This window comes from Streptomyces sp. NPDC007095 (assembly GCF_040634475.1).
GTDB lineage: Bacteria > Actinomycetota > Actinomycetes > Streptomycetales > Streptomycetaceae > Streptomyces.
This window is the reverse complement of record NZ_JBEYFS010000011.1, coordinates 1-22,095: the sequence shown is the minus strand read 5'-3', so window position 1 is coordinate 22,095 and position 22,095 is coordinate 1. Positions and strand designations below refer to the sequence as shown.

At 71.1% G+C, this 22,095-nt stretch carries 23 protein-coding genes; 12 read left to right on the top strand and 11 right to left on the bottom strand.

What is annotated here, in order from left to right:
* Positions 1–2: 2 nt before the first annotated feature.
* The 4 genes from ABZ656_RS05985 to ABZ656_RS05970 all read right to left on the bottom strand — a co-directional run bounded on the left by ABZ656_RS05985 (position 3) and on the right by ABZ656_RS05970 (position 3,562).
* Positions 3–1,823 carry an HEXXH motif-containing putative peptide modification protein gene (locus tag ABZ656_RS05985; protein WP_101404323.1) on the bottom strand — a complete coding sequence of 607 codons (1,821 nt, stop codon included), beginning with the start codon at positions 1,821–1,823 and terminating at the stop codon, positions 3–5.
* 17 nt (positions 1,824–1,840) lie between these two features.
* Entirely contained in the window at positions 1,841–2,008 is a 168-nt protein-coding gene (locus ABZ656_RS05980) for a hypothetical protein (RefSeq protein ID WP_159055260.1), read from the bottom strand.
* A gap of 132 nt (positions 2,009–2,140) precedes the next feature.
* Complete coding sequence (locus ABZ656_RS05975; protein ID WP_360264993.1) at positions 2,141–3,256, bottom strand: trypsin-like peptidase domain-containing protein; 1,116 nt, start codon at positions 3,254–3,256, stop codon at positions 2,141–2,143.
* A 3-nt stretch (positions 3,257–3,259) separates the two neighbouring features.
* A complete protein-coding gene (locus tag ABZ656_RS05970; RefSeq protein ID WP_054232450.1) occupies positions 3,260–3,562 on the bottom strand; it encodes a trypco2 family protein in 303 nt (100 codons plus the stop codon).
* Positions 3,563–3,757: 195 nt separating this feature from the next.
* Between ABZ656_RS05970 and ABZ656_RS05965 the strand changes: the two genes are divergently transcribed.
* Positions 3,758–3,928 (top strand): hypothetical protein, encoded by a 171-nt coding sequence (locus ABZ656_RS05965; protein WP_180362438.1) that lies wholly within the window; start codon positions 3,758–3,760, stop codon positions 3,926–3,928.
* Between the two features lie 107 nt (positions 3,929–4,035).
* Positions 4,036–5,667 (top strand): HEXXH motif domain-containing protein, encoded by a 1,632-nt coding sequence (locus ABZ656_RS05960; RefSeq protein WP_360264989.1) that lies wholly within the window; start codon positions 4,036–4,038, stop codon positions 5,665–5,667.
* Between the two features lie 23 nt (positions 5,668–5,690).
* On the opposite strand, the gene ABZ656_RS05955 is transcribed toward ABZ656_RS05960, so the two are convergent.
* Positions 5,691–6,596, bottom strand: coding sequence for an aminoglycoside phosphotransferase family protein (locus ABZ656_RS05955; protein ID WP_101408005.1), 906 nt, complete (start codon positions 6,594–6,596; stop codon positions 5,691–5,693).
* 34 nt (positions 6,597–6,630) lie between these two features.
* Between ABZ656_RS05955 and ABZ656_RS05950 the strand changes: the two genes are divergently transcribed.
* The 3 genes from ABZ656_RS05950 to ABZ656_RS05940 all read left to right on the top strand — a co-directional run bounded on the left by ABZ656_RS05950 (position 6,631) and on the right by ABZ656_RS05940 (position 9,245).
* Entirely contained in the window at positions 6,631–7,284 is a 654-nt protein-coding gene (locus ABZ656_RS05950) for a rhomboid-like protein (protein WP_360264985.1), read from the top strand.
* A 10-nt stretch (positions 7,285–7,294) separates the two neighbouring features.
* Positions 7,295–8,701, top strand: a complete 1,407-nt coding sequence (locus tag ABZ656_RS05945) for an FAD-dependent oxidoreductase (RefSeq protein WP_360264982.1) — start codon at positions 7,295–7,297, stop codon at positions 8,699–8,701.
* Positions 8,702–8,762: 61 nt separating this feature from the next.
* Positions 8,763–9,245 carry a GNAT family N-acetyltransferase gene (locus tag ABZ656_RS05940; protein WP_101404326.1) on the top strand — a complete coding sequence of 161 codons (483 nt, stop codon included), beginning with the start codon at positions 8,763–8,765 and terminating at the stop codon, positions 9,243–9,245.
* Here the strand turns inward: ABZ656_RS05940 and ABZ656_RS05935 are convergent.
* Both ABZ656_RS05935 and ABZ656_RS05930 read right to left on the bottom strand, forming a co-directional pair.
* Positions 9,234–10,742 carry an MFS transporter gene (locus ABZ656_RS05935; RefSeq protein ID WP_360264979.1) on the bottom strand — a complete coding sequence of 503 codons (1,509 nt, stop codon included), beginning with the start codon at positions 10,740–10,742 and terminating at the stop codon, positions 9,234–9,236. The genes ABZ656_RS05940 and ABZ656_RS05935 overlap by 12 nt on opposite strands.
* A gap of 57 nt (positions 10,743–10,799) precedes the next feature.
* On the bottom strand, positions 10,800–11,780 hold the full coding sequence (locus tag ABZ656_RS05930; protein ID WP_101404328.1) for a zinc-binding dehydrogenase: 981 nt from the start codon (positions 11,778–11,780) through the stop codon (positions 10,800–10,802).
* 180 nt (positions 11,781–11,960) lie between these two features.
* Here ABZ656_RS05930 and ABZ656_RS05925 point away from each other — a divergent pair, with 180 nt between their 5' ends.
* A complete protein-coding gene (locus ABZ656_RS05925) occupies positions 11,961–12,662 on the top strand; it encodes a pentapeptide repeat-containing protein (RefSeq protein WP_360264976.1) in 702 nt (233 codons plus the stop codon).
* Positions 12,663–12,694: 32 nt separating this feature from the next.
* On the opposite strand, the gene ABZ656_RS05920 is transcribed toward ABZ656_RS05925, so the two are convergent.
* Positions 12,695–13,195 carry a hypothetical protein gene (locus ABZ656_RS05920; protein ID WP_075027404.1) on the bottom strand — a complete coding sequence of 167 codons (501 nt, stop codon included), beginning with the start codon at positions 13,193–13,195 and terminating at the stop codon, positions 12,695–12,697.
* Positions 13,196–13,388: 193 nt separating this feature from the next.
* On the opposite strand from ABZ656_RS05920, the gene ABZ656_RS05915 reads away from it, so the two are divergent.
* Complete coding sequence (locus ABZ656_RS05915) at positions 13,389–14,819, top strand: M1 family metallopeptidase (RefSeq protein WP_360264973.1); 1,431 nt, start codon at positions 13,389–13,391, stop codon at positions 14,817–14,819.
* A 15-nt stretch (positions 14,820–14,834) separates the two neighbouring features.
* On the opposite strand, the gene ABZ656_RS05910 is transcribed toward ABZ656_RS05915, so the two are convergent.
* Positions 14,835–15,164: a hypothetical protein gene (locus tag ABZ656_RS05910; protein ID WP_360264970.1), complete on the bottom strand. Its 330-nt coding sequence runs from the start codon at positions 15,162–15,164 to the stop codon at positions 14,835–14,837.
* A 260-nt stretch (positions 15,165–15,424) separates the two neighbouring features.
* Positions 15,425–16,000 carry a TerD family protein gene (locus tag ABZ656_RS05905; RefSeq protein WP_101404331.1) on the bottom strand — a complete coding sequence of 192 codons (576 nt, stop codon included), beginning with the start codon at positions 15,998–16,000 and terminating at the stop codon, positions 15,425–15,427.
* Between the two features lie 196 nt (positions 16,001–16,196).
* Here ABZ656_RS05905 and arfB point away from each other — a divergent pair, with 196 nt between their 5' ends.
* From arfB to ABZ656_RS05890, 3 genes are all read left to right on the top strand, one after another.
* A complete protein-coding gene (arfB, locus tag ABZ656_RS05900; protein ID WP_101404332.1) occupies positions 16,197–16,634 on the top strand; it encodes an alternative ribosome rescue aminoacyl-tRNA hydrolase ArfB in 438 nt (145 codons plus the stop codon).
* 229 nt (positions 16,635–16,863) lie between these two features.
* A complete protein-coding gene (locus ABZ656_RS05895) occupies positions 16,864–17,151 on the top strand; it encodes a hypothetical protein (RefSeq protein ID WP_101404333.1) in 288 nt (95 codons plus the stop codon).
* 84 nt (positions 17,152–17,235) lie between these two features.
* Complete coding sequence (locus ABZ656_RS05890) at positions 17,236–18,210, top strand: sigma-70 family RNA polymerase sigma factor (RefSeq protein ID WP_101404334.1); 975 nt, start codon at positions 17,236–17,238, stop codon at positions 18,208–18,210.
* 32 nt (positions 18,211–18,242) lie between these two features.
* Here ABZ656_RS05890 and ABZ656_RS05885 read toward each other — a convergent pair whose 3' ends face one another.
* Entirely contained in the window at positions 18,243–18,752 is a 510-nt protein-coding gene (locus ABZ656_RS05885; protein ID WP_101404335.1) for a flavin reductase family protein, read from the bottom strand.
* Between the two features lie 419 nt (positions 18,753–19,171).
* Between ABZ656_RS05885 and cdgB the strand changes: the two genes are divergently transcribed.
* Both cdgB and ABZ656_RS05875 read left to right on the top strand, forming a co-directional pair.
* Positions 19,172–20,893: a diguanylate cyclase CdgB gene (gene cdgB / locus ABZ656_RS05880; RefSeq protein ID WP_360264964.1), complete on the top strand. Its 1,722-nt coding sequence runs from the start codon at positions 19,172–19,174 to the stop codon at positions 20,891–20,893.
* A 117-nt stretch (positions 20,894–21,010) separates the two neighbouring features.
* Entirely contained in the window at positions 21,011–21,991 is a 981-nt protein-coding gene (locus tag ABZ656_RS05875) for a CBM35 domain-containing protein (RefSeq protein WP_360264961.1), read from the top strand.
* Positions 21,992–22,095 lie beyond the last annotated feature (104 nt).

The following is a 22,095-nucleotide window of genomic DNA, read 5'->3' as shown; positions in this document are numbered from 1 at the left end:
GGCTACCGCGAACCCGTGGGTGGGGCGAGCCAGGCGGCCAGGCGGACGGGGTCCGGTGCGGTACCGGTAGCGCGTAACACGGCTTGGTGGACCGCCCGTGCCCGCTCGGGCCAGTGGCAGAGCAGGTGGGCCGCCGCGGGTTCCGTGCCCGCCGCCTTCAGGGCGTGCCCGAGGCCCGACCAGGCGCCGGCCCGCTCGGGTTCGACGGCCAGGTGGGCCCGGTAGGCGTGCTGGGCCGCCGTGGGGTCTCCCGCCGCCAGCAGTGCGTCGCCGGGCAGGGCTCCGGTCACGTGGGCCGCGGCCTTCTCGGGGTTTTCGGACGGCGGACGTTCGTCGGGAGTGGTGCTGAGGTGGTGGCGGGTGAGGATGGCCATGCTGTCCAGCCAGCGTGCGGACGGGTCGGGGACGAGGTCGGGCTCGGTCGCCAGGGCGGCGGGCGGTCCGCTCGCCCCGGCCAGCCAGGCGCGTACGGCCTCCTCCACCGCGGGCGCGGGGGGCCGCAGGTGGTGGACCCGCCAGCGGGCGACGTGGTCGGCGGCGCACAGCCGGGCCAGGGCCAGTTGCTCCTCGGGAACCGGCTCCTCGAGCCACTGCGCGCAGTGGCCGCGCAGGGTGTCCAGCAGGGCGGCGCCGAGCGGTGTGCGGCGCGGATGGCGGTGGACCTGTTCCAGCGCCGTGGCCACATGAGTCCGCCACAGTGCGAACTCGAAGTGCGCGATGGCCTTCTGGGCGTCGGCCTTCTGCCGGTGGGCGCGCCAGAAGCGGGCTATCCCCACGAACGCGTAGATACCCTGGAGCAGCCCGTCGAGAGGTCGGGGGTCGTCGCGCCAGGGCGCGTACCACAGCTCCGTACTCGCGTCGGCACCGTCGGTCAGCAAGGGTGTCAGGTGCAGGAGGCCGCCCAGTTTGGTGTGCTGGAACTCGTGCACGAGTGTGACCGCGAGCTGAACGGCGTCGTCGGGTTCCGAGGCCTCGATGCCGCCGAAGGCGTCGCCGGACGTCACGCTGCGCGGCCGAAACCTTTCCCTTGCCGGGGTCGGAGTCAGCGAGAGCACCCCTCGCCGCATGGCCTCGGCCGTCCCGGGCAGTTCCCGCAGCAGCACCCTCCAGGCCCGCTCCAGCTCCTGCCGCCACTGCGTCACCGCCTCCTCGGACAGCGGGCGCGGCTCGGTCGGCTGCGGATACGTGCGATACGGGTCCAGGTCGTCCAGTGCCACGTCGAGCTGTCGCCCGGCGGGGCCGACCACGAGCCTGCGCACTTCGTGCCACCCTGGTCCGGCCGACCCGGGCGCAGGCGGTACGGCGATCGTGGCGTCGGCCGTCTCCACCACCGCGCGTCCGCCTTCGGCGCGCACTGTGGCCGTGGTCCACGGCTCGGTCGCCGGCAGTACCGCACAGCCGAGGGTCGGCAGCGGCACCCGGCCGTGCCGAACCGGGACCTCGATGCTGAAGTCCAGCTCCGCGCGTAGCGCCGCCACGGCGGCGAGCGCCGAGAAATGGCCGAGCACCACCCACAGCGGCGGCTCGTCCCGCGGAATCGACCCGCGCAGCCGACGTAACGCGGTGGCCAGCCACATTCCCGTCTGCGGATACATCAGCAGTTCGTCGACGACGGAGGGCGAACGTCGCTGCGCCTTGCTGAGGAGGTCCCAGGCGGGACCTGGGTCCATGGCGTCGTCGAGCATCCGCAACAGCAGCAGACGGCGGCTGCGTTCGGCTTCGAGCAGGAGGTCCAAGGTGGCTGGATCGCCTTCACCACGGGCCAACTCGGCCAGCGCGGCGGAGGGCAGGCGGTGATGGGGCGGGGACGGCTCAGCACTCATGGGTGGCCCTGGCGTCGTCAGTCGAAACGCTCCGCGGGGTTGAAGTCGCTGACACTGGCCTGCGGCAGGTCGATGCGTTGTTGCAGCTCCTCGAGCGACGCGGCGAGAACCCGGCGGTCAATGGAGCGCAGCGTTTCAAGAGATACCCCCGCGAGATCGACCAGGCTGGACTCGACGGCGGCCACAGACGGCTCCATGACGGCCAAACCCCTTCCCCCCCGGCTGCGTTTGTGGATGCGGGCTGCTCACATCCCCCTGATAATGGCCCGCTGTGCCGGGGATGAAACCCCGCACCCGCGGGGCGGCGCGATATCAGGTCAGCGGCTCTCATCGCCTCGACGGTGGCGCCGGGACAACTCCACCGCCTCTTCGTCCATGCGGGCCACCCCGGCGGAGTCGCCCTCCACCAACCGTATCGCTTCCAGGAGTTGGTCCAGTGTTCCTCGGTAGCGCAGACAGGTCCGCAGGATCCCGAACACGTCCGGTCTCAGCGCCGGTGTCCTCGGACTCATGGCCGCGACGGCCGGGTTGATGCCGCCCAGGATCAGGGCGAGGGTGGTGCGGTCGCTCACCGTGGGCAGTGCCGTCAACGCGCTCACCAGGCCGTCGAGTTCGCGCAGCGGCAGATCGTCGCGGAGCTCCGCCAGGCTGACCGGGCCCGCGGCGGCGGTCCGTACGGACGGGAAGCGGGGCAGCTCGGGAGCCGACGGGGGAAGGCCGGCGCACTCGTGCAGCAGGGCCAGTTCGGACCTGGTCAGCAGCTCGTACCAGCGCTCGACGCGGACGGCGGCGAGGCGGCCGAGGCCGTCCTTGCGGTGGTGCGCGCTGACCAGGCCGACGATCGCGTCGTCGTGCCAGACCGCCGCGCCCGACATGCCCTCCCAGGGCGACCGGCCGGGCTCGGCGTCCGACTCGGGCGGGGTTACGGCGAGTTCGAGCGTGCCCTCGCGGCGGTTGGACAGCACCGAGGTCATGCCCGTCGCGTGACAGGAGTCGCGGTACTGGGACGCCGAGCCGTCGTCGAGCCGTCGCATCCGGTCCTCGCGCAGCTTGAACCGGGGGAAGCCCATCGCGCTGCACGGCAGGACGACGTCCGCGTCGGGCACGGCCCCGTACGAGGGGGGTTCGGTCACGGCCGCGTGGACGCCGTGCGGCGCGGATCCGTCCAGCTCCAGGAGCGCCACGTCGGCCTTCTCCGAGGCCAGCACCACCCGGGCGGCCACGGTCCACTCGTCGGCGCGGTCGGCCTCGAACCGTACGTCGGTGGTTCCCGCCGCCGCGTCACGGACGACGTGCGCGGCGGTGAGCACCCACCAGGGACCCACCCGATAGCCGGAACCGCGCCGCCCGGGGCCCCGCCCCGCGGACGGCCGCACCATCACCTCCGCCACCCGGACCGGGTCCAGTCCGCGGCGCGGATCCTGTGCCACCACGGCTCAGCGCTCTCGTTCGGCCTCGGCCCCGCCCACCCACGGGGCCCGTCCGCCGCCGCTGTGGGTGCGCGGGTCGAGCGTCAGCTTCACCCGGTGAGTGACGCTGTCCGCCACCCGTCCGTCCGCGCCCGCCTCGACCACCCAGAAACGGATCTTGCCGCCCGCCGTCGCCGACCGCTCCACGACCACGGCTGCCTCCAGCTCCACCGGACCCACCTCGAAGTACAGATCCTCCCCCTCCGCGGCCGTCCGGGCCGCGGTCAGTTCCCTGCGCAACTCCTCGATCAGTTCAGCGAGTTCAATCACACCCCCTCCCTACCCGCACCGCCCGCGCTCGCACCGCCCGTCCGTCACTCGATCCGGGCCGATTCCGTGCTGTGGCCGTGTGTGACGGCTTTGATGCACTAGGGTCACCCAAGTAGCCTGAAATCCCTGGAAACGCCGTATTCAGTGATATGTAAGGCATTGATCGCATCACCTCACTGTCACAGGGGCGCCGCCATGGAGAAGTCCGGAGTCGAGTCCGAGCTGATCGACCTCAGCGACGTTCCGCTGGACTCGTGGCCCTGTCTGGACCTGCCGTCCGCGCAGGGCTCCATGCGCCGGCTGCTCAGCGGTATCGACGACCCCGCGAGCAGCCTCGGCGGCTACAACCCGCAGCGCGACGCGTAGCGGCACGACCGATGCACCGGACGGCCCGACCCCACGTTCTGTCACCGCAGTCGTTCGACGAACTGCTGGGCGGTGGAGGCAGCCCGGCGACGGTGGACCGTCTGCGTGTGAGCGAGCGGAGCTGGCGGCTGCTCGTCGTCCGGGCGTTGCTGGACTCGGCCGCGCCGGCACCGGCCGGCCCCCTGCCCCCTTTGGCGGACGGCTGGAAGTTGCTGTCGCACGCCTGGGCCGTGTCCAAGGGGGCGGTGGAAGACCTGCTGGTGTATCCGGCCGTGGGCGTGTGGGCGGCGCACACGCTGCGCCGGCTGCGCGGGACGGCCCAGGACGACGCGCCCCTCTGGACGGACACCGGGCACCTCCACGCGATCGCCGCCGCCGCGGCCGTCCGCGCCGGCCTGGAGTTCCGTACCGACGTCCCGGTCCGCCACGGCTGGGTGGTCCTGCCCGCGCTCGGGGCGATGCGGGTGCCCGGCCGGGCGGACTGGGACGTGGCCGAGGTCCGCGCCTTTGCGGGATCCGTGCGGATCGCCGGGCGTCCGCTCGAAGGGCCGGACTGGCACGCCCTGACCGAGCTGCGCGCCGACGGCTGCACCCTGCTCCTGGACGACACCGACCCCTACCGCGACCTGCGCAAACCGGCCGGGGTTGAACCGATCGACTCCGCCGCCGAGTGGCAGGAACTGTTCGGCCCCGCCTGGGACATCCTGCGGCGCACCGACACCGAGGTGGCCGAGGCGCTGGCGGGCGGCCTGGTGTCGGTGGTGCCCCGTCCGCGCGCCGAGAGGTTCCGGCCGCACAGCGCGTCCTCGGGCGACGCCTTCGGCACCGCCCTGGCATCGGCCCCGGACGACGCCGAGCAGTTCGCCTCGACACTGGTGCACGAGTTCCAGCACAACAAGCTCAGCGCGTTCATGCACCTGTTCACCCTGTACGACGACCGGGGTGCCCGGCTCCACTACGCCCCCTGGCGCGACGACCCCCGTCCCCTGGGCGGCCTGCTCCAGGGTGTGTACGCCTTCTTCGGTGTCACCGCGTTCTGGCGGCGGCGCGGTCACGCCCTCGGGCAGTTCGAGTTCGCGCTGTGGCGGAGCCAGACCGCGTACGCGCTGCGCGCCGTCGGCTCGGCGGACGGGCTCAACGATCTGGGGCGGCGGCTGGTGGCCGAGCTGACGCGGCGCATCGAGCCCTGGCTGGACGAACCGGTCGACGCCCGGGCCCGGTCCGCGGCGGCCCTGGCGGTCGCCGACCACCGTGCGACCTGGCGCGCCTGCCATCTGCGGCCCGCGCCTGGGACCCTCCGTGCCCACGCGGCAGCCTGGTCCGGCGGAATCCCGCTGCCCAGGAAGGCGGACGAGCCCGAGCCCGTGCCCGTGCCGGGCAGTCCGGCGCGGGGCATCGACACCCGGGCGGTGCTGCTGAGATGGCTGCTGGCGGACCCCGCGGGCTTCGCGGCGCTGCGGGACGACCCCGGCGCGGTGGTCGCCGGCGCGCGCCTTGAGGACATCGCCCTGGTGGAAGGCCGAACCGCCGAGGCCCTGGGCGCGTTCCGCGCGCGCATCGGCCGCGGCGCCGGCGACCCCGAGACCTGGGTGGGGCTCGGCCTTGCGGCACGGGCCGCCGGAGACCCGGCAGGAGACGGCCTGCTGGCCTGCCCGGAACTGGCGATGGCCCTGCACGGCGAACTGGACGGGCAGGCCGATCCGCTGGCACTGGGCCGCGCCCTCGCGAACGGGGCCTGAGCCGAAGGACGACCCTCCTGGGCTCAGCGCGGGGCGTCCCGCAGCCGACGCGCGATCTCCAGCCGGACCGCCTCCAGCGGGCGGCCGTCCTCGATGTCCCACAGAGTGTTCTCTAGGACACGACCGAGGGTCCAGGCGCGGGCCCGCTCGCGATCCAGGCCCAAGACGTCGGTCATCGCGTCGAAGCGCCAGTGGATCTCGGCGGGCTCGAAGCGGTTGCCGAGCGCGGGGCAGAGGTCGAAGCCTGGGTCGCCCGCGAGCGGCTTGGGGTCAATGGCGACCCAGGGCCCGCGGCCGACGGAGCGGGCGTCCCCGTCCTGGAGGACGTTGTCGTAATGGAGGTCCCAGTGGAGGAGACGGTCACCCGGCTCGGTCGCCACCTCGCGCACCGCCGCCGCGCAGTCCTCGACGAGACGACGCTCGGCCGGGTCCGCGATCAGCTTCAGGGCCCCCGGCACCCGCTCCAGCATGGCCTCCGCGATGTCACCGAGCCGCCGTATCCCCTCCGGCGCCGGCCCGGCCGTCAGCCGGGCCAGCAGCCGCGCGACGACCAGGGCGGCCTCGCGCGTGTCGGGGAGGTGCGCCAACGTGCGGGTGTGGTCGAGCCGTTCGAGCAGCAGGGTGCAGGTGGCCTCGTCGTGGGCGAGGAGGCGTACGGCCGCGCCGCCGTCCCAGACCCGCAGGGCGGCCGGCTCACCCGCACTCTCCTCGTCCAGGAGCTGGAGCTTGAGCACGGCCGGGGTGCCGTCGGTCCGCAGTACCGGCAGGACCAGCGCCGTGACACCGTGCATGGAGGGGCCGTCGAGGCGCAGCTCCCAGCGCTCCAGGAAGTGCGCGGCGCGCTCGGGCAGCCCGGCGACGAAGGCGCGCCCCGCCGCTCCGTTGTACTTGGCCTGCGAGGCGGCCAGACCCACCGGAACGTCGATCACAGGGCCGAGACTACGTGCGGCGGTGAAGCGGCTCATGCGAATTGACGGGACCCCGCACCGCGCCGGGAGCTACATGCGCAGTGCCCCCGGCACCTACGTGTGGCTGGCGATCCTCTTCGTCACCACGGTGGCTCTGCACCACATGTCTCCGGATTTCGAAGCGGACTTCCTGCGCCAGCGCTCCACCAACATCCACGAGCTGTCGAACGACCCCGTGCGGGTGCTGTTCACCAGTGCGATGTGGATCGACGGCGGTCTCTGGCTGCCGTACGCCGTCCTCTTCACCGTTTTCCACGCCCAGGCGGAGCGCTGGCTGGGCACCCTGCGCTGGCTGGCGGTCGCGGGGGCCGCGCACATCCTCGCGACGCTGATCAGCGAGGGGGCGCTGCTGGGCGCGATCAAGCGCGGGGCGGCGCCGCACTCGGCGGTCGAAACCCTGGACATCGGGGTGAGCTACGCGCTGGCGGGCGTCATCGGGGTCCTCACGTACCGGGTCGCGTCGCCGTGGCGGTACCTCTATCTGGCGGTGATCCTCGTCGTCTACGGTCTGCCGCTGCTCACCGGCCGCACCTTCACCGATTTCGGGCATTTCATATCGATCCTGATAGGTCTCCTCTGCTTTCCGCTGGTCAGAGGCCGCGGAAAAGCATGGAATCCGAAGGAGACACTGAGCGCCCTCAGGGGTTAACGTCCCGCCCATGAGCAGCACAGGAAGCGGCACGGTGAACGGCGGCATCTCCTTCTGGTACGCGGACGACGGTCTGCCCGAGGCCCGCGAGCCCCTGTCGGGCGACGCGACCGCCGACGTCGTGATCGTCGGCGGCGGCTACACGGGCCTGTGGACCGCGTACTACCTCAAGAAGGCGGCCCCCTTCCTGCGCGTCACCGTCCTGGAGCAGAAGTTCTGCGGCTACGGCGCCTCCGGGCGCAACGGCGGCTGGCTCTACAACGGCATCGCCGGCCGCGACCGGTACGCCAAGCTGCACGGCCACGAGGCGGCGGTCCGTCTGCAGAAGGCGATGAACGAGACGGTCGACGAGGTCGTCCGGGTCGCCGCCGAAGAGGGCATCGAGGCGGACGTCCACCAGGGCGGCGTCCTCGAAGTGGCCTACACGCCCGCCCAGCTGGCCCGCCTGAAGGCCTTCCACGAGCACGAGCTCTCGTACGGCGAGAAGGACCGCGAGCTCTACGGCGCCCGGGAGACCGTCGAGCGCGTCCGGGTCGCGGACGCGGTCGGCTCGGCCTGGACCCCGCACGGGGCGCGTCTGCACCCGGTGAAGCTCATCAAGGGGCTGGCGGCGGCCGCCGAGGCACTCGGCGTCACGATCCACGAGAAGACGCCGGTCACGGAGATCCGCCCGAAGCACGCGGTCACGCCGTACGGCACCGTGCGTGCCCCCTACGTCCTGCGCTGCACGGAGGGCTTCACGGCCTCCCTGAAGGGCCAGAAGCGCACCTGGCTGCCCATGAACTCCTCCATGATCGCGACCGAGCGGCTGACCCCCGAGCAGTGGGCGACGATCGGCTGGGAGGGCCGCGAGACGCTCGGCGACATGGCGCACGCCTACATGTACGCCCAGCGCACCGCCGACGACCGCATCGCGCTCGGCGGTCGGGGCGTCCCGTACCGCTTCGGCTCGCGCACCGACAACGACGGCCGCACCCAGCAGGCGACCATCGACGCCCTCCACGAGATCCTGGTCCGTTTCTTCCCCTCCCTGGCCGGCGTACGGGTGGCGCACGCCTGGTCGGGAGTCCTCGGCGTCCCCCGCGACTGGTGCGCCACCGTCACCCTGGACCGCTCCACCGGCCTCGGCTGGGCGGGCGGCTACGTCGGTTCCGGCGTCGCGACGACGAATCTCGCGGCGCGCACCCTGCGGGACCTGATCCAGCAGGACTCGGGCCAGGCGGGCCCGACCGACCTGACCGCCCTCCCGTGGGTCGACCACAAGGTCCGCAAGTGGGAGCCGGAGCCGTTTCGCTGGCTGGGCGTGCAGGGCATGTACGCCACCTACCGCACGGCCGACCGCCGCGAACTCACCACACACAGTGCGCAGTCGTCGCGGCTCGCACGGATGGCGGACCGCGTCGCGGGCCGGCACTGACCACCGAGCGGACCTCTGTCCCTCTACGAGGGGTCCTTCACGTGTGTGTGAAACTGCGCCCATGATTCGCACCGCGACCCCCGACGACATCCCCGTCATCCACGCGATGGTCCGTGAACTCGCCGAGTACGAGAAGGCGCCGGACGACGCGAAGGCCTCCCGGCAGCAGCTGCACGAGGCGCTGTTCGGGGAGCGGCCGGCCGCGTTCGCGCACATCGCGGAGGCGGCGGGGGAACCGGTCGGCTTCGCACTGTGGTTCCTGAACTTCTCGACCTGGCGCGGGGTCCACGGGATCTACCTGGAGGACCTGTACGTCCGGCCCGGGGCGCGCGGCGGCGGGCACGGGAAGGCGCTGCTCACCGAGCTGGCGCGGATCTGCGTCGAGCGCGGGTACGAGCGTCTGGAGTGGTCGGTCCTGAACTGGAACCGGCCTTCCATCGAGTTCTACGAGGCCTTGGGCGCGCGTCCGCAGGACGAGTGGACGGTGTACCGGCTGACGGACGGGGCGCTGCGGCAGCTGGGGGATCCGGGTTCAGGGGACTGACTCGGGCACGGGGGCCGGTGCGGTCGCGTGTTCGGGGGTCCGCGCGGTGACCATGAGGCCCGCGACCAGACCGGCCAGGAGCATGATTCCGGCGGCCCACCAGATGGCGACCGTGTAGCCGTGCACGACGCCCTCGCGGACGATCAGGGCCTTCCGGGCCGGGTTGGTGAGGTGTGCGGTGATGTACGCCACGCCGCTGGTGGTGGCGATGGTGTTCAGCAGGGCCGTACCGATCGAACCGCCCACCTGCTGTGAGGTGTTGACGGTCGCGGAGGTCACGCCGGAGTCCTGTGGGGCGACCCCGGCGGTGGCGGTGGCGAAGACCGGCATGAAGATCAGGCCCATGCCGAGGCCCATCAGGACCAGACCGGGCAGCAGCCGGCCCACGTAGTCGGCGTCGACCGTGAGGTGGGTGAAGAACAGCATCCCGGAGGCCGCGAGGAGCGCTCCTGGGACCATCAGCACGCGCGGCGCCACGCGGCGCAGCAGCCGCGCCGAGATCTGCGTCGTACAGATGACGATCGCGGCCGTCATGGGCAGGAAGGCCAGGCCCGCCCACACGGGCGAGTATCCGAGGACGACCTGCAGGTAGTAGGTCATGAACAGGAAAATGCCGAACATGCCTATGACGGCGAGGGCCATCGTCAGGAAACAGCCCGCGCGCGTGCGGTCCTTGATGATGTGGAGGGGGAGCAGCGGGCTCGGGGCCCTCGTCTGCCAGTACACGAACGCGGTCAGCAGCACGATTCCGCCCGCGAGGAGGGCCAGCACCAGCGGGTCCGTCCAGCCGCGCGCCTCCGCCTCGCTGACTCCGTAGACGATCGTGACCAGTCCGCCGCAGCCGAGCAGCACACCGGGGATGTCGAGCCGGGCGCGGGCGTTGCCCGGGGGGTCGGGCAGCAGCGCGAACGCGCCGCAGACCCCCACGACGGCTATGGGGATGTTGACGTACAGGCACCAGCGCCAGTTCAGGTACTCGGTCAGCAGCCCGCCCGTGATGAGTCCGATCGCCGAGCCGCTGCCCGCGAGGGCGCTGTAGACGCCGAAGGCCTTTCCGCGCTCCTTCGGGTGGGTGAAGGTGGTGGTCAGCAGGCTGAGCGCGGAGGGGGCCAGGACGGCGGCGAAGGCGCCTTGGAGGGCGCGGGCGCCGTAGAGCATGGCGGAGCTGGTGGCCGCGCCGCCGAACGCGGAGGCGGCAGCGAAGCCGATGAGGCCGAAGACGAAGGTGTGTCTGCGGCCGACGAGGTCCGCGATCCGGCCGCCGAGCAGCAGGAGACCGCCGAAGGCCAACGTGTACGCGGTGATGACCCACTGCCGGTTGCCGTCGGACATGCCCAGAGCGCGCTGTGCGGAGGGAAGCGCGATGTTCACTATGGTCGCGTCGAGGACGACCATCAGCTGCGCGAGGGCGATGATCACCAGGCCCCACCAGCGGCGGGAGTCGGCGCCTTCGGGGGTAGCAGGGGCGCCGCGTTCACCTGATCGGGTGGCGCTCACTTGCCCAGAAGACCATGAATTGGTATATATCGCATCTTTCCGGATGTCGATCCCGATTCATGGCTCCAGAACCACCTTTCCGAGGGTGGCGCGGGTCTCCAGGGCCCGGTGGGCGGCTGCCGCCGCGGCCAGCGGGAAACGGGTCACGGCCGGGGTGAGGCGGCCCGCGGCGGCTTCGGCGAGAGCCCTCAGCTCCAGCGTGCGGAGGGGGTCGGGACCGCCCGCCCCGCGCAGCATCACGGGGCCGAGGACCTGCTCGGACACGCCCTCCACGAGCAGCGGCCCGCCGCTCTGGATGCCCTCGCCGGACCAGCCGAAGACGAGGTGTTTCCCGCCGGGACCGAGGAGCTCGACGGCGGCGCGGGCGACGTCACCGCCGACGCCGTCGAAGACGACGGTGACCGGCTTCCCGTCCAGATGGGCGCGGACCCGGTCCGGCCAGCCGCCGTCCTTGTAGTCGACGGCCAGGTCCGCGCCGTTCTCGTGGACGCGGGCCACCTTCTCCGGGCCGCCCGCGAGGCCGATCACGGTGGCACCCGTGTGCCGGGCGTACTGCACGAGCAGGGTGCCGATACCGCCCGCGGCGGCGGGGATCAGGGCCACGGAGCCCGGGCCCAGCTCGGAGAACCGGAGGATCCCCATCGTCGTACGGCCCGTGCCGATCATGGCGACGGCCTGGGCGAAGTCCAGGTTCTCCGGGATCTCGTGCAGGCGGCCGACGTCGGTGACGGCCAGTTCGGCGTAGCCCCCCGGGGCGAACCCGAGGTGGGCGACGACGCGCCTGCCGAGCCAGTGGCCTTCGACGCCCGCGCCGAGGGACTCGACGGTGCCGGCGACCTCACGGCCGGGGATCGTGGGCAGCGGGGTGGGGGCGGGCGCCGGGCCCCGGGCGCCCGCGCGCAGGGCGGTGTCCAGGAGGTGGACACCGGCCGCGGCCACGGCGATACGCACCTGGCCGGGGCCCGGCTCGGGATCCTCGGTCTTCTCGTAGGTGAGGTTCTCGGCCGGACCGAAGGTGTGCAGGCGGACGGCGTGCATGACGGTCTCCCTCGCTGACGTGCTGAGGCGTACCTGATTGCTCGGTGCGTGCTTGATTGCTCGGTGGTGGTGCGGCTCAGCGTTCAGCCTCAAGCGCGCTTGAGGTCAAGGCGCGGGTGCGGGGCGTGGTCAAAGGCGCGGGTCGGGGGCGTTGTCAGTGGCGGAGTGCACGATGGGGGCATGGTGCGAAAAGCGGCGGGCAGGGCGGGTGTGCGGGACCAGGGGGCGCGGCGGCCGGAGGTGCGGCTGCCGCCGCTGGAACCCCATGACGGCTCCGAACTGGAGCCGGACGGCGACTATGACGGGCTGGAGTTCCGGGAGGCGGACTTCGTCGGGCAGGACGGCGCGGGAGCGACCTTCATGGACTGCGCCCTGACGGGGTGCGCGCTGGACGAGACGCGACTGCACCACGCGCGCCTGCTGGACTCGGTCCTGACGGGCATACGGGGTGTGGGCACCGATCTCGCCGAGTCGACCTTGCGCGACGTCGAGTTGGTGGACGCCCGCCTCGGCGGGGTGCAGCTGCACGGGGCGGTGCTGGAGCGGGTTCTGATCCGCGGCGGCAAGATCGACTACCTGAACCTGCGCAAGGCCCGGCTCAAGGACGTCGTCTTCGAGGGATGCGTGCTGGTCGAGCCGGATTTCGGGGGCGCCCGGCTGGAGCGCGTGGAGTTCGTGGACTGCGTTCTGAAGGGGGCGGACCTCACCGCGGCCACCCTGACGCACGTGGACCTGCGCCACGCGGCGGAGCTGGACATCGCACGGGGCGTGGACCGGCTGGCGGGGGCGGTGATCAGTCCGAGCCAGTTGCTCGACCTGGCGCCCGTGTTCGCCGCGGCGCTGGGGGTGCGGGTGGACGGGGGGCCGGGACCGGGAGCGTGACGAGCCGGGGCCGAGTGGGGGGTACGGGGGTCTCAGCCCACTCGGGGGAAGCGGGCCTGGAGGGTCCAGATCGCCGGGTTCTCGGCGAGGTCGTCGTGCAGGTCCGTGAGGTCGGCGATCAGGTCGTGCAGGAAGTCGCGGGCCTCACGGCGCAGTGCGGAGTGGGAGAAGGTCAGCGGCTCCTCGTCGCCCGGCATCCAGTCGGCCTCGATGTCCACCCAGCCGAAGCGCCGCTCGAAGAGCATGCGGTCCGTCGACTCGGTGAAGTCGAGCTCCGCGTGCTGGGGGCGCGAGGCCCGGCTGCCGCGCGGGTCCCGGTCGAGCTGCTCCACGATGTCGCACAGGGCCCATGCGAAGTCGAGCACCGGTACCCATCCCCAGGCCGTGGACAGCTCGCGGTCCGCCTTGGTGTCGGCGAGATAGACGTCACCGCAGAACAGGTCGTGCCGCAGTGCGTGGACGTCCGCGCGGCGGTAGTCGGTCTGCGGGGGGTCGGGGAAGCGGTTGGAGAGGGCGTAGCCGATGTCGAGCACGTAGGTGATGGTGTCACGGGCCCGGGGGAGGGGGTACGGCTCCGCGGAGGGGCCGCGCTCCGCAAGACGCGCGGGGCCATGACACAGGCGGCTCCGCCGTGCGTGCGACCGGCCCCCACCGGCCGGCGGCCGGGCCCTCGGGCGGGGCTCGCGGCCTGGAGTGGGGTTGTCGGGGCCTCGTAGGATCGCTGGTGTGCCCCGATCTTCCACCACCGTCCGCTTTGCTCCGGCCCCGGCTCTCGCCCTCGCTTTCGCGCTCACCCTCACGGCGTGCGGCGGCGGCGGAGGTGTGCACGGCAAGCCCGGTGCCACCGGGGTCCGGGATCCGTACTTCCCGAAGATGGGCAACGGCGGCTACGACGTCACGCACTACGCCCTGACCCTCTCCTACGACCCCAAGGCGCGCCATCTCGACGGCACCGCCGAGATCACCGCCCGGGCCACCCGGAACCTCAGCGCCTTCGACCTGGACCTGAAGGGCCTGGACGTCGCCGCCGTCACCGTCGAGGGCAAGGAGGCCCGCTGGAACCGGGCGGGCCAGGAGCTGACCGTGCGCCCGCACACCGACCTCGACAAGGGCGAGACGTTCCGTGCGACGGTCCGCTACTCGGGCACCCCCGAGACGCTCACCGACCAGGACGGCTCGCAGGAGGGCTGGCTGCCCACGGCCGACGGCGCTCTCGCCCTCGGTGAACCCACCGGCTCGATGGCCTGGTTCCCCGGCAACCACCACCCCTCCGACAAGGCGACGTACGACATCGCCGTCACCGTCCCGAAGGACCTGCAGGCCGTCTCCAACGGCGAGTTGACGAGCGAGACGACCCTGGCCGACGGCCGCAAGACCTTCACCTGGCACACCGCCGAACCGATGGCGAGCTATGTCGCCACGGTCGCGATCGGCCGGTACGACATCACGCGCTCGACGACGAAGAACGGCCTGCCCGTGTACGTCGCGGTGGACCCGACGCAGACCGCGGCCGCGAAGAAGGTGCTGTCCGAGATACCCGAGATCATGGACTGGGAGGCGTACAACTTCGGCCCGTACCCCTTCTCCTCGACGGGCGCGATCGTGGACCGCGGCGACGACTCGGGCTACGCCCTGGAGACCCAGACCCGCCCCGTCTTCCCCGGCGCCCCGGACACCGGCACCCTCGTGCACGAACTGGCCCACCAGTGGTACGGCGACTCCGTCACGCCCAAGTCCTGGCAGGACATGTGGCTCAACGAGGGCTTCGCCACGTACGCGGAGTGGCTGTACCAGGAGGACCACGACGGCGAGACAGCCGACGAGATCTTCAACTCCCTCTACCGGGGCGACTACTACGACACCCCCGAGAAGAACAAGGCGGTCTGGGCCTTTCCGCCCGCCAAGCCCTCCAGCGCGGCCCACATCTCCGACCCGCCCGTCTACGACCGTGGCGCGATGGTCCTGCACAAGATCCGCCGGACGGTCGGCGACGACACGTTCTACGACATCATCCAGGGCTGGGCCGCCACCCACCGCCACGCCAACGCGTCCACGGCCGACTTCACGTCCTACGTCGAGAAGAAGGCCCCGGACAAGGACTTCAGCGGCATCTGGAAGGACTGGCTGTACGGAGAGGGCAAGCCGCCCCGGGCATGACTCAGGTCCTCCCGTTCAGCGCCTTGCGCAGTACCGCACAGGGGCGGCCAGGGCGTCCGCTTCCTTGGAGGCCTTGAAGGGGTCCCGGGAGTCGATCCACCAGGCGCGGTGCTCGTTCTCGTAGGCCGGTCCGAAGCGGGGCACGATCGTCTCGCTGAACTCGACACGGGCGGCCGGGTCCGAGGTGCGTGCGTTGCGGCCGAAGGCGACGCGTTCGACGTGGAGGGTGCCCCGGCCGGCGTTGCCCAGGAGGAGGGCGAAGCAGGGGAGGGGGGTTCGGGGGGTGATGAGCTGGTACTCGGTGACCGCGGCGGTGAGGAAGTCGTCGAGTGCCTGGTTGTCCATCAGGACGGTGGGGGAGTGCTGTCGTTCGTACAGTGCTCGTCCGATAAGTCGGACATGGAGTGGGACATGAGGTGGGGGCTCCGTTTCCCGTGGGGGGTGAGTGGGACGCCTGGGAGCCTAGAGGTGAGTGCTTGAATGTTTCAGTAACTTGCGCGCAGTGTGGGGATATCCCTATGAGGCCGGGCGGTGGGCAGCGGGAACGCGAGGAGCCCCCGGCCCGGTGTCCCGGGTCAGGGGCTCCTTCAACCGCCTTCTGCGGATCAGACGTTGACGCCGAAGTCCTGGGCGATGCCCACGAGGCCCGAGGCGTAACCCTGGCCGACCGCGCGGAACTTCCACTCCGCGCCGTTGCGGTAGAGCTCGCCGAAGACCATGGCGGTCTCGGTGGCGGCGTCCTCGCTCAGGTCGTAGCGGGCGATCTCGGTGCCGCCGGCCTGGTTGAGGATGCGGATGTAGGCGTTGCGGACCTGGCCGAAGTTCTGCGAGCGGTTCTCCGCGTCGTAGATGGAGACCGGGAAGACGATCTTGTCGACGTCGGCGGGGAGGCCCGCCAGGTTGACGTTGATCGCCTCGTCGTCGCCGGCACCCTCGCCCGTGCGGTTGTCGCCGGTGTGGACGATGGTCTGGTCCGGGGTCTGCTTGTTGTTGAAGAAGACGAAGTGGGCGTCGGAGTAGACCTTGCCCTGGGTGTTGACCGCGATGGCCGAGGCGTCGAGGTCGAAGTCGGTGCCCGTGGTGGTGCGGACGTCCCAGCCGAGGCCCACGGTGACGGCGGTCAGGCCCGGAGCCTCCTTGGTGAGCGAGACGTTGCCACCCTTGGACAGGCTTACAGCCATTGTTGGGAGTCCCTTCCCTCGTTGCGTACGTGCGCTGTGCCCGTACGTATGGGCTTCGTACGGGCACGAAGCTACAGCTACCCCTAAGAACGCCAAGAAGGGTGTCGAAGGTTCCTGGTCTCTTTACTTTCTTTACCCTCTTGGCGGACACGTGGCGGCGAAAACGGGGTGACGTGGACCGGACATCCACGCGACCATGGACCCCATGTCCGGTCCTTACGTCATCCGCGGCTCCGTCTCCCTGCCCGAGGCCGAGCTCCTGTGGCGTTTCTCCCGCTCCAGCGGGCCCGGCGGACAGCACGTCAACACCAGTGACTCGCAGGTCGAGCTGAGGTTCGACCTCGCGAAGACCGAGGCGCTGCCCCCGGTCTGGAAGGAGCGCGCCCTCGCCAAGCTCGCCGGGCGGCTCGTCGACGGCGTCATCAGCGTCCGCGCGTCCGAGCACCGGTCGCAGTGGCGCAACCGGGAGACCGCGGCCGTACGACTCGCCTCCCTGCTCGCCGAGGCCACCGCGCCACCGCCCAAGCCCCGCCGGGCCACCCGCATCCCCCGGGGGATCAACGAACGGCGGCTGCGCGAGAAGAAACAGCGCTCCGACACCAAGCGGGGCCGCTCCGGACGCGACTGGGGTTAGCGGCACCCGCGAGTCTTCCGCGGCACCCGCGAGTCTTCCGTGGCACCTGCGAGTCTTCCGTGGCACCTGCGAGTCTTCCGTGGCACCTGCGAGTCTTCCGTGGCACCTGCGAGTCTTCCGTGGCACCTGCGAGTCTTCCGCGGCACCCGCGAGTCTTCCGCGGCGTGTCGGCCACTGCGTGGGTATGAGGTGACAGGCCTTTGTGGCGAGTTGTCGCTAATCTCATGGAATGGACGGATATGAGGACAGGGCGCACCTGGAGTGGTGGGCCAATCGATCGACCTGCCTGGCGCGGATCCCCGTCCGGCTGCGGCAGGCCGCCGTGCCCGACGCCCGTACGTGGGACGCCGTCGTCTCCGCGCCGCTGGACCGTGGCGCGCGGGAGGACATGCAGTTCCTGATCGAGGCCAGTCCGTACTTCACCCTCCGCTTCGCGGACGATTCTGTGAACGAGGTCGAAGTGGAGCGCTCCGGGGACGGCGGCCGGCTGCGACTGAGCGCCGTCCCGGAGACGTGACGTCACATCAGGAGGCCGCGGTCCGTCAATGCCATGACGGGCAAGTCCGTGCCGGACCGCGGCGGCGACCAGGAGATGTGACGTATGAGCGACAGCGATTTTCCCGGAGAGAACGGGAATGACGACAAGAATGCGAAGAACGCGAACGCGAAGAAGGCCGAGAACGCGAAGGACGGCACGAACGCGAACGAATTTCTCGCCGCGCGATTCGAATCCCACCGAGATCACCTCCGCGCCGTCGCCTATCGCATGCTCGGCTCCGTCGCGGAGGCCGACGACGCCGTCCAGGAGGCGTGGCTCAAGCTCAGCCGTGTCGACGCCGACCGGGTCGACAACCTCGGCGGCTGGCTGACGACCGTCGTCGGCCGGGTCTGTCTCGACATGCTGCGCTCACGCCGAACTCGCGCCGAGGAGCCGCTCGGCCCCCTGGCGGAGGGGCCCGGCATCCGGATGCCGGAGCCGGTGCTCAGCCCCGTCTCGGGCATCGACCCCGAACAGGAGGCGCTGCTCGCCGACTCGGTGGGCCTCGCCCTGTTGGTCGTACTGGAGACGCTGACGCCCGCCGAACGGCTCGCCTTCGTGCTGCACGACCTGTTCGCCGTGCCCTTCGAGGAGATCGCGCCCATCGTGGGCCGTACGCCGACGGCGTCCCGTCAGCTCGCCAGCCGGGCCCGGCGCAGGGTCCAGGGCGGGGCGCCCGTGCCCGATCCCGACCTGGCGCGGCAGCGGGCGGTCGTGGACGCGTTCCTCGCGGCGGCGCGGGAGGGCGACCTCGACGCGCTCGTCGCGGTGCTCGACCCGGACGTGGTGGCGCGGAGCGAGGGCGGGGTGACGGCGGGTGCGATCGCCGTGGCCTCGGGGGCGAGCGGGTACGCGCACCTGGCCCGGATCGCGCGGCCCGCCCTCGTCAACGGCGCCGCGGGTGTGGTCGTGGTCGCGGAGGGACGCCTCGTCGGTGTCCTCGCCTTCACGGTCGTGCACGGCAGGATCGCCGTCATCGACATCCTCAACGACCCGGAGCGGCTGGCCGGGCTGGACGTCACCGTCCTCGACCGGTAGCTCCCCGCCCCCAGTCCCTCGAAGAAAGGGTGTCAGCCCAACTGCCGGTAGCGCCCCTTGAAGTGCAGCAGCGGTCCGCCGTCCCCGCTCGGTACCGACGCGGTCAGCACCCGCCCGATGACGAGGGTGTGGTCACCGGCGGCGACCCGCTGCTCGGTGCGGCACTCCAGGGTCGCCAGGGCGCCGCCCACCAGGAGTGCCCCGGACGTCTCGCCACGGACGTAGGGGATGTCCTCGAAGAGCAGACGGTCGCTGATGCGGCCCTTCATGGCGAAGCGGCCCGCGATGTGGCGCTGGCTCTCGGAGAGCACGGAGACGGCCCACAGGGGCTGTTCGTCGAGCAGGTCGTCCATGCGGGAGCCCTCGCGCAGGCTGACCATGACGAGGGGCGGGTCCAGGGAGACGGACAGAAAGGCCGTCGCCGTCATGCCGACGTCCTCACCGCCGGGGCCTTCCGGGTCCAGCGCGGGCTCGTGCGCGGTCACCAGGACCACACCCGCGGCCAGCCGGGACATGGCGGCACGGAACTCGTCGTTGCTCACCCCCTCAGCATGCACGGAGGGGGCGAGTGGAGCGGCAGAGGGAGTATTCAGCACGCCGAAACGCTAGTCTCCGACCCCGGGGAGCCACATCGGGCCTCGGTCCGAGCCTGGTCCTAAGCCGGGTCCTAGGTCTCGGGACGGGCACAACTGCTCACAGTGTCTACACAGCGTCCAAATAAGCGTTCAGTAAACGCACAGGGGAAATGCAGAAACCCCACTCAATTGCTCATCTTCTGCTGTGACTTGAGTCACAGGAGCCATATTTTGTTGACCCTGTGTACCGAGTGGGCAGCGCGCTGTGATTCAGTGGCGGGGAAGCTATGCACGAAGCTACCAAGTAGTACGCGAGAGAACCGTAAGAGAACCAGGTACGCCGAAGACAACCCTGGAGTTGCTGCGAGGTCTCGAGGGGAGGGCGAATGGAGACCGAGTCGGAGCCCTATGTCCGTCTTGCGACCCTGCGGCAGCTGCATCAGGTGATGGCGGACATGAACACCGCGCGGAGCCTGGCGGACACGCTGCAGACCGTCGCCGACGGCGTGGTCACGGGCCTCGGCTACGAGCTGGCGTGTGTCAATCTCGTACGCCCCGACGGCGACCTCGTGGTCGCCGCGCTCGCCGGCAACTCCGCCGCCGAAGCGCTGATCACCGGCCGGGTCGGTTCCCGCGCCTCCTGGGACCGCCGGCTGAACATGGGCGAGGCCTGGGGTGATCTGCGCTTCATTCCGCACACCGAGGGCTGGGTCCTCGACGACGACGACGTACCGCAGTGGTACACCGACGGGCCCGCGCCGCGCTTCGAGGACGAGTGGCACCCCTCCGACCGCCTCTTCGCGCCCATGTACACCCCGGGAATCTCCGGCGCCAGCACCGGTGAGCTGATCGGCGTCCTGTCCGTGGACCGGCCGCGCAACGGACGGCACCCCGGCGCGTGGGGGCGCGAGGCGCTCCAGATGTACGCCTTCCAGGCCGCCATCGCCATCAGCAACGCGCGTCTACGAGCCAATATGCAGCGCGCCCTGGTCCGCCTCGAGCGTGAGCAGCAGGCCCTGCGCGCCAGCGAGGAGAGCTTCCGGCAGGCCTTCGAGTACGCCCCCTCCGGCATGGCCATCGCCGAGATGGGCGGCGACCAGCACGGCCGCGTCCTGCGTACGAACGACGCTCTGTGCCGCCTCCTCGGCCGCCCCGCCTCCGCGATGCGCCGCTACTCCTTCTCCGACCTCGTGCACCCCGAGGACATCGGCACCCTGCTCCGGACGTCCGCCGAGGGCGGGCGCGCCGAGCTCAGACTCGGCCGCCGCGACGGCACCTACGTCTGGGTCTCGCTGCGCAACTCCGTCGTCGCGGACGCCGCCGACGGCCCCCGCTTCCTGCTCACGCACGTCGAGGACATAGAGGAACGCAAGCGCCGCGAGCTCCAGCTCGCCCACCGCGCCTCGCACGACTCGCTCACCGGCCTGCCGAACTCGGCCGAGCTGCGCTCCCGCCTCGCCTCCCGCCTCTGCCGGCGCCCCGGGGCCCTTCAGCCGGGCACGGTGGAGTCCCTGGACGCGGCGTACGGGCACGGTCCGTTCGCGGACCAGGCGGCCGAGCACAACTCCTACGACGGCCACCCCGGCGGTGCAGGCACCGCGGGTAACGGGAGCGGGCACGGGTTCGACCTCGCCGCGGGCTTCGACGCGTACGACGCCTTCGACCACCATGTGCACACCATCGCGCCCGAGGGCGAGGAGGACGACGGCACCAAGGGGCTCGCGGTGCTCTTCTGCGACCTCGACGGCTTCAAGTCGATCAACGACCGCTTCGGGCACAACGCGGGCGACGCGGTGCTCATCGAGGTCGCCAGACGTCTGACGAACGGTGTCCGGGACGGGGACACGGTGGCCAGGCTCGGCGGTGACGAGTTCGTGGTGCTCGCCGACGGGCTCGGCCGGGCCGACGCGGCCGACCTCGCCGTACGACTGCGGAACGCGATCATCCCGCCGATCCGTGTGGACGGCCGGGCCGTCCGGGTGGGCGCCAGCTTCGGCATCGGGTGGGCACACTGTGGCATGACGGCGGACGAGGTCTTGAAATCCGCTGACGAACGTATGTACGTCGAGAAACGGTCTCGTCCCAAACAGCATCGGCGTGCCGGATAAGTCAAAGGTCAGTGGGTTGATGCGGTGAAGCCCACCCGTTTGGCCCCCTGGGAGCGGGTAGGCTCGCCATTCATCCATGTACCGCATCTGAACCGCACCTGTTGAGGAGACCAAGGGATGACGCCCGGCAACAACGGCGCGAGCACGCCCGAGGACGACGACCCGTTCGGCTATCTGTACGCCGACGGTCAGGCCAACGGCGCCACTCCGCCCAGCGGAGGCGGCGGCTACGGCTACCCCGGCTCGGTCAACCGGGTGCGGGCGGTCGGCGAACGCCAGTACGGACAGCAGCAGGCCGGTTACGGCCAGCAGGCTCCGACCGCGCAGTACGGCCAGCAGGCCGCCCCGACCGCACCGTACGGCCAGGTGCCGCAGCAGGGCGCCTACGGCCAGCCGAACGCGCACTACGCGGCGCCCGAGACGGTCCCCGGCGGGGCCCCGACCGGTCGGCAGTCGTCGGGAGGCGGCGGTCGCGGCCGCGGACCGAACACCAAGGGCCTGCTGATCGGCGCGATCGCGGTGGTCGCCGCCGTCGTCATCGGCATCGGCGTCGCCATGATGAACGACAACTCGAACGACAACAGCAAGGACACGGCGGGCGGCGGCTCGGCCCCGACGGCCTCCGAGAGCGCGTCCCCGAGCGCGTCGGCCTCGCCGTCGGCGGTCGCCGGTGAGCTCCCGAAGATCGACGCGAAGGCGCTGAGCCTGGGGACGAACGTCACGACGGCGTCGGACGTCAAGGGCGCGAAGGCGGACGGCGGCGTCTACGTCACGGGCTTCAATCAGGTCGGTGCGGCCGTCACCTGGAACGTCAGCGGCATCCCCAAGGCCGGCAAATACACGCTGTACGTCAACTACGGGGTGCCCGGCAAGGACGCCAACGCCACGCTCACGATCAATGGCACGGCCCAGAGCCGCCCTCTCAACATGCAGAACTTTGCCCACGCTGCAGAAGGCGACTACGAGAAGGGCTGGACCAACACCTGGGGGGACATCACCCTCAACAAGGGGACCAACACCATCAAGATCTCCTGCGAGCAGGGCAACCAGTGCGACGCGAACTTCGACCAACTCTGGTTGGAAGCAGGGTGGAAGTAGTCCGAGAGGTAAGTGAAGCGTCCCTGCCCGCCTGATGAGGATGACGAATCGCCACCCCACTGCTTGCTGGACATACCCAGAGTGGAGTCACCGGCGGCGTAGAC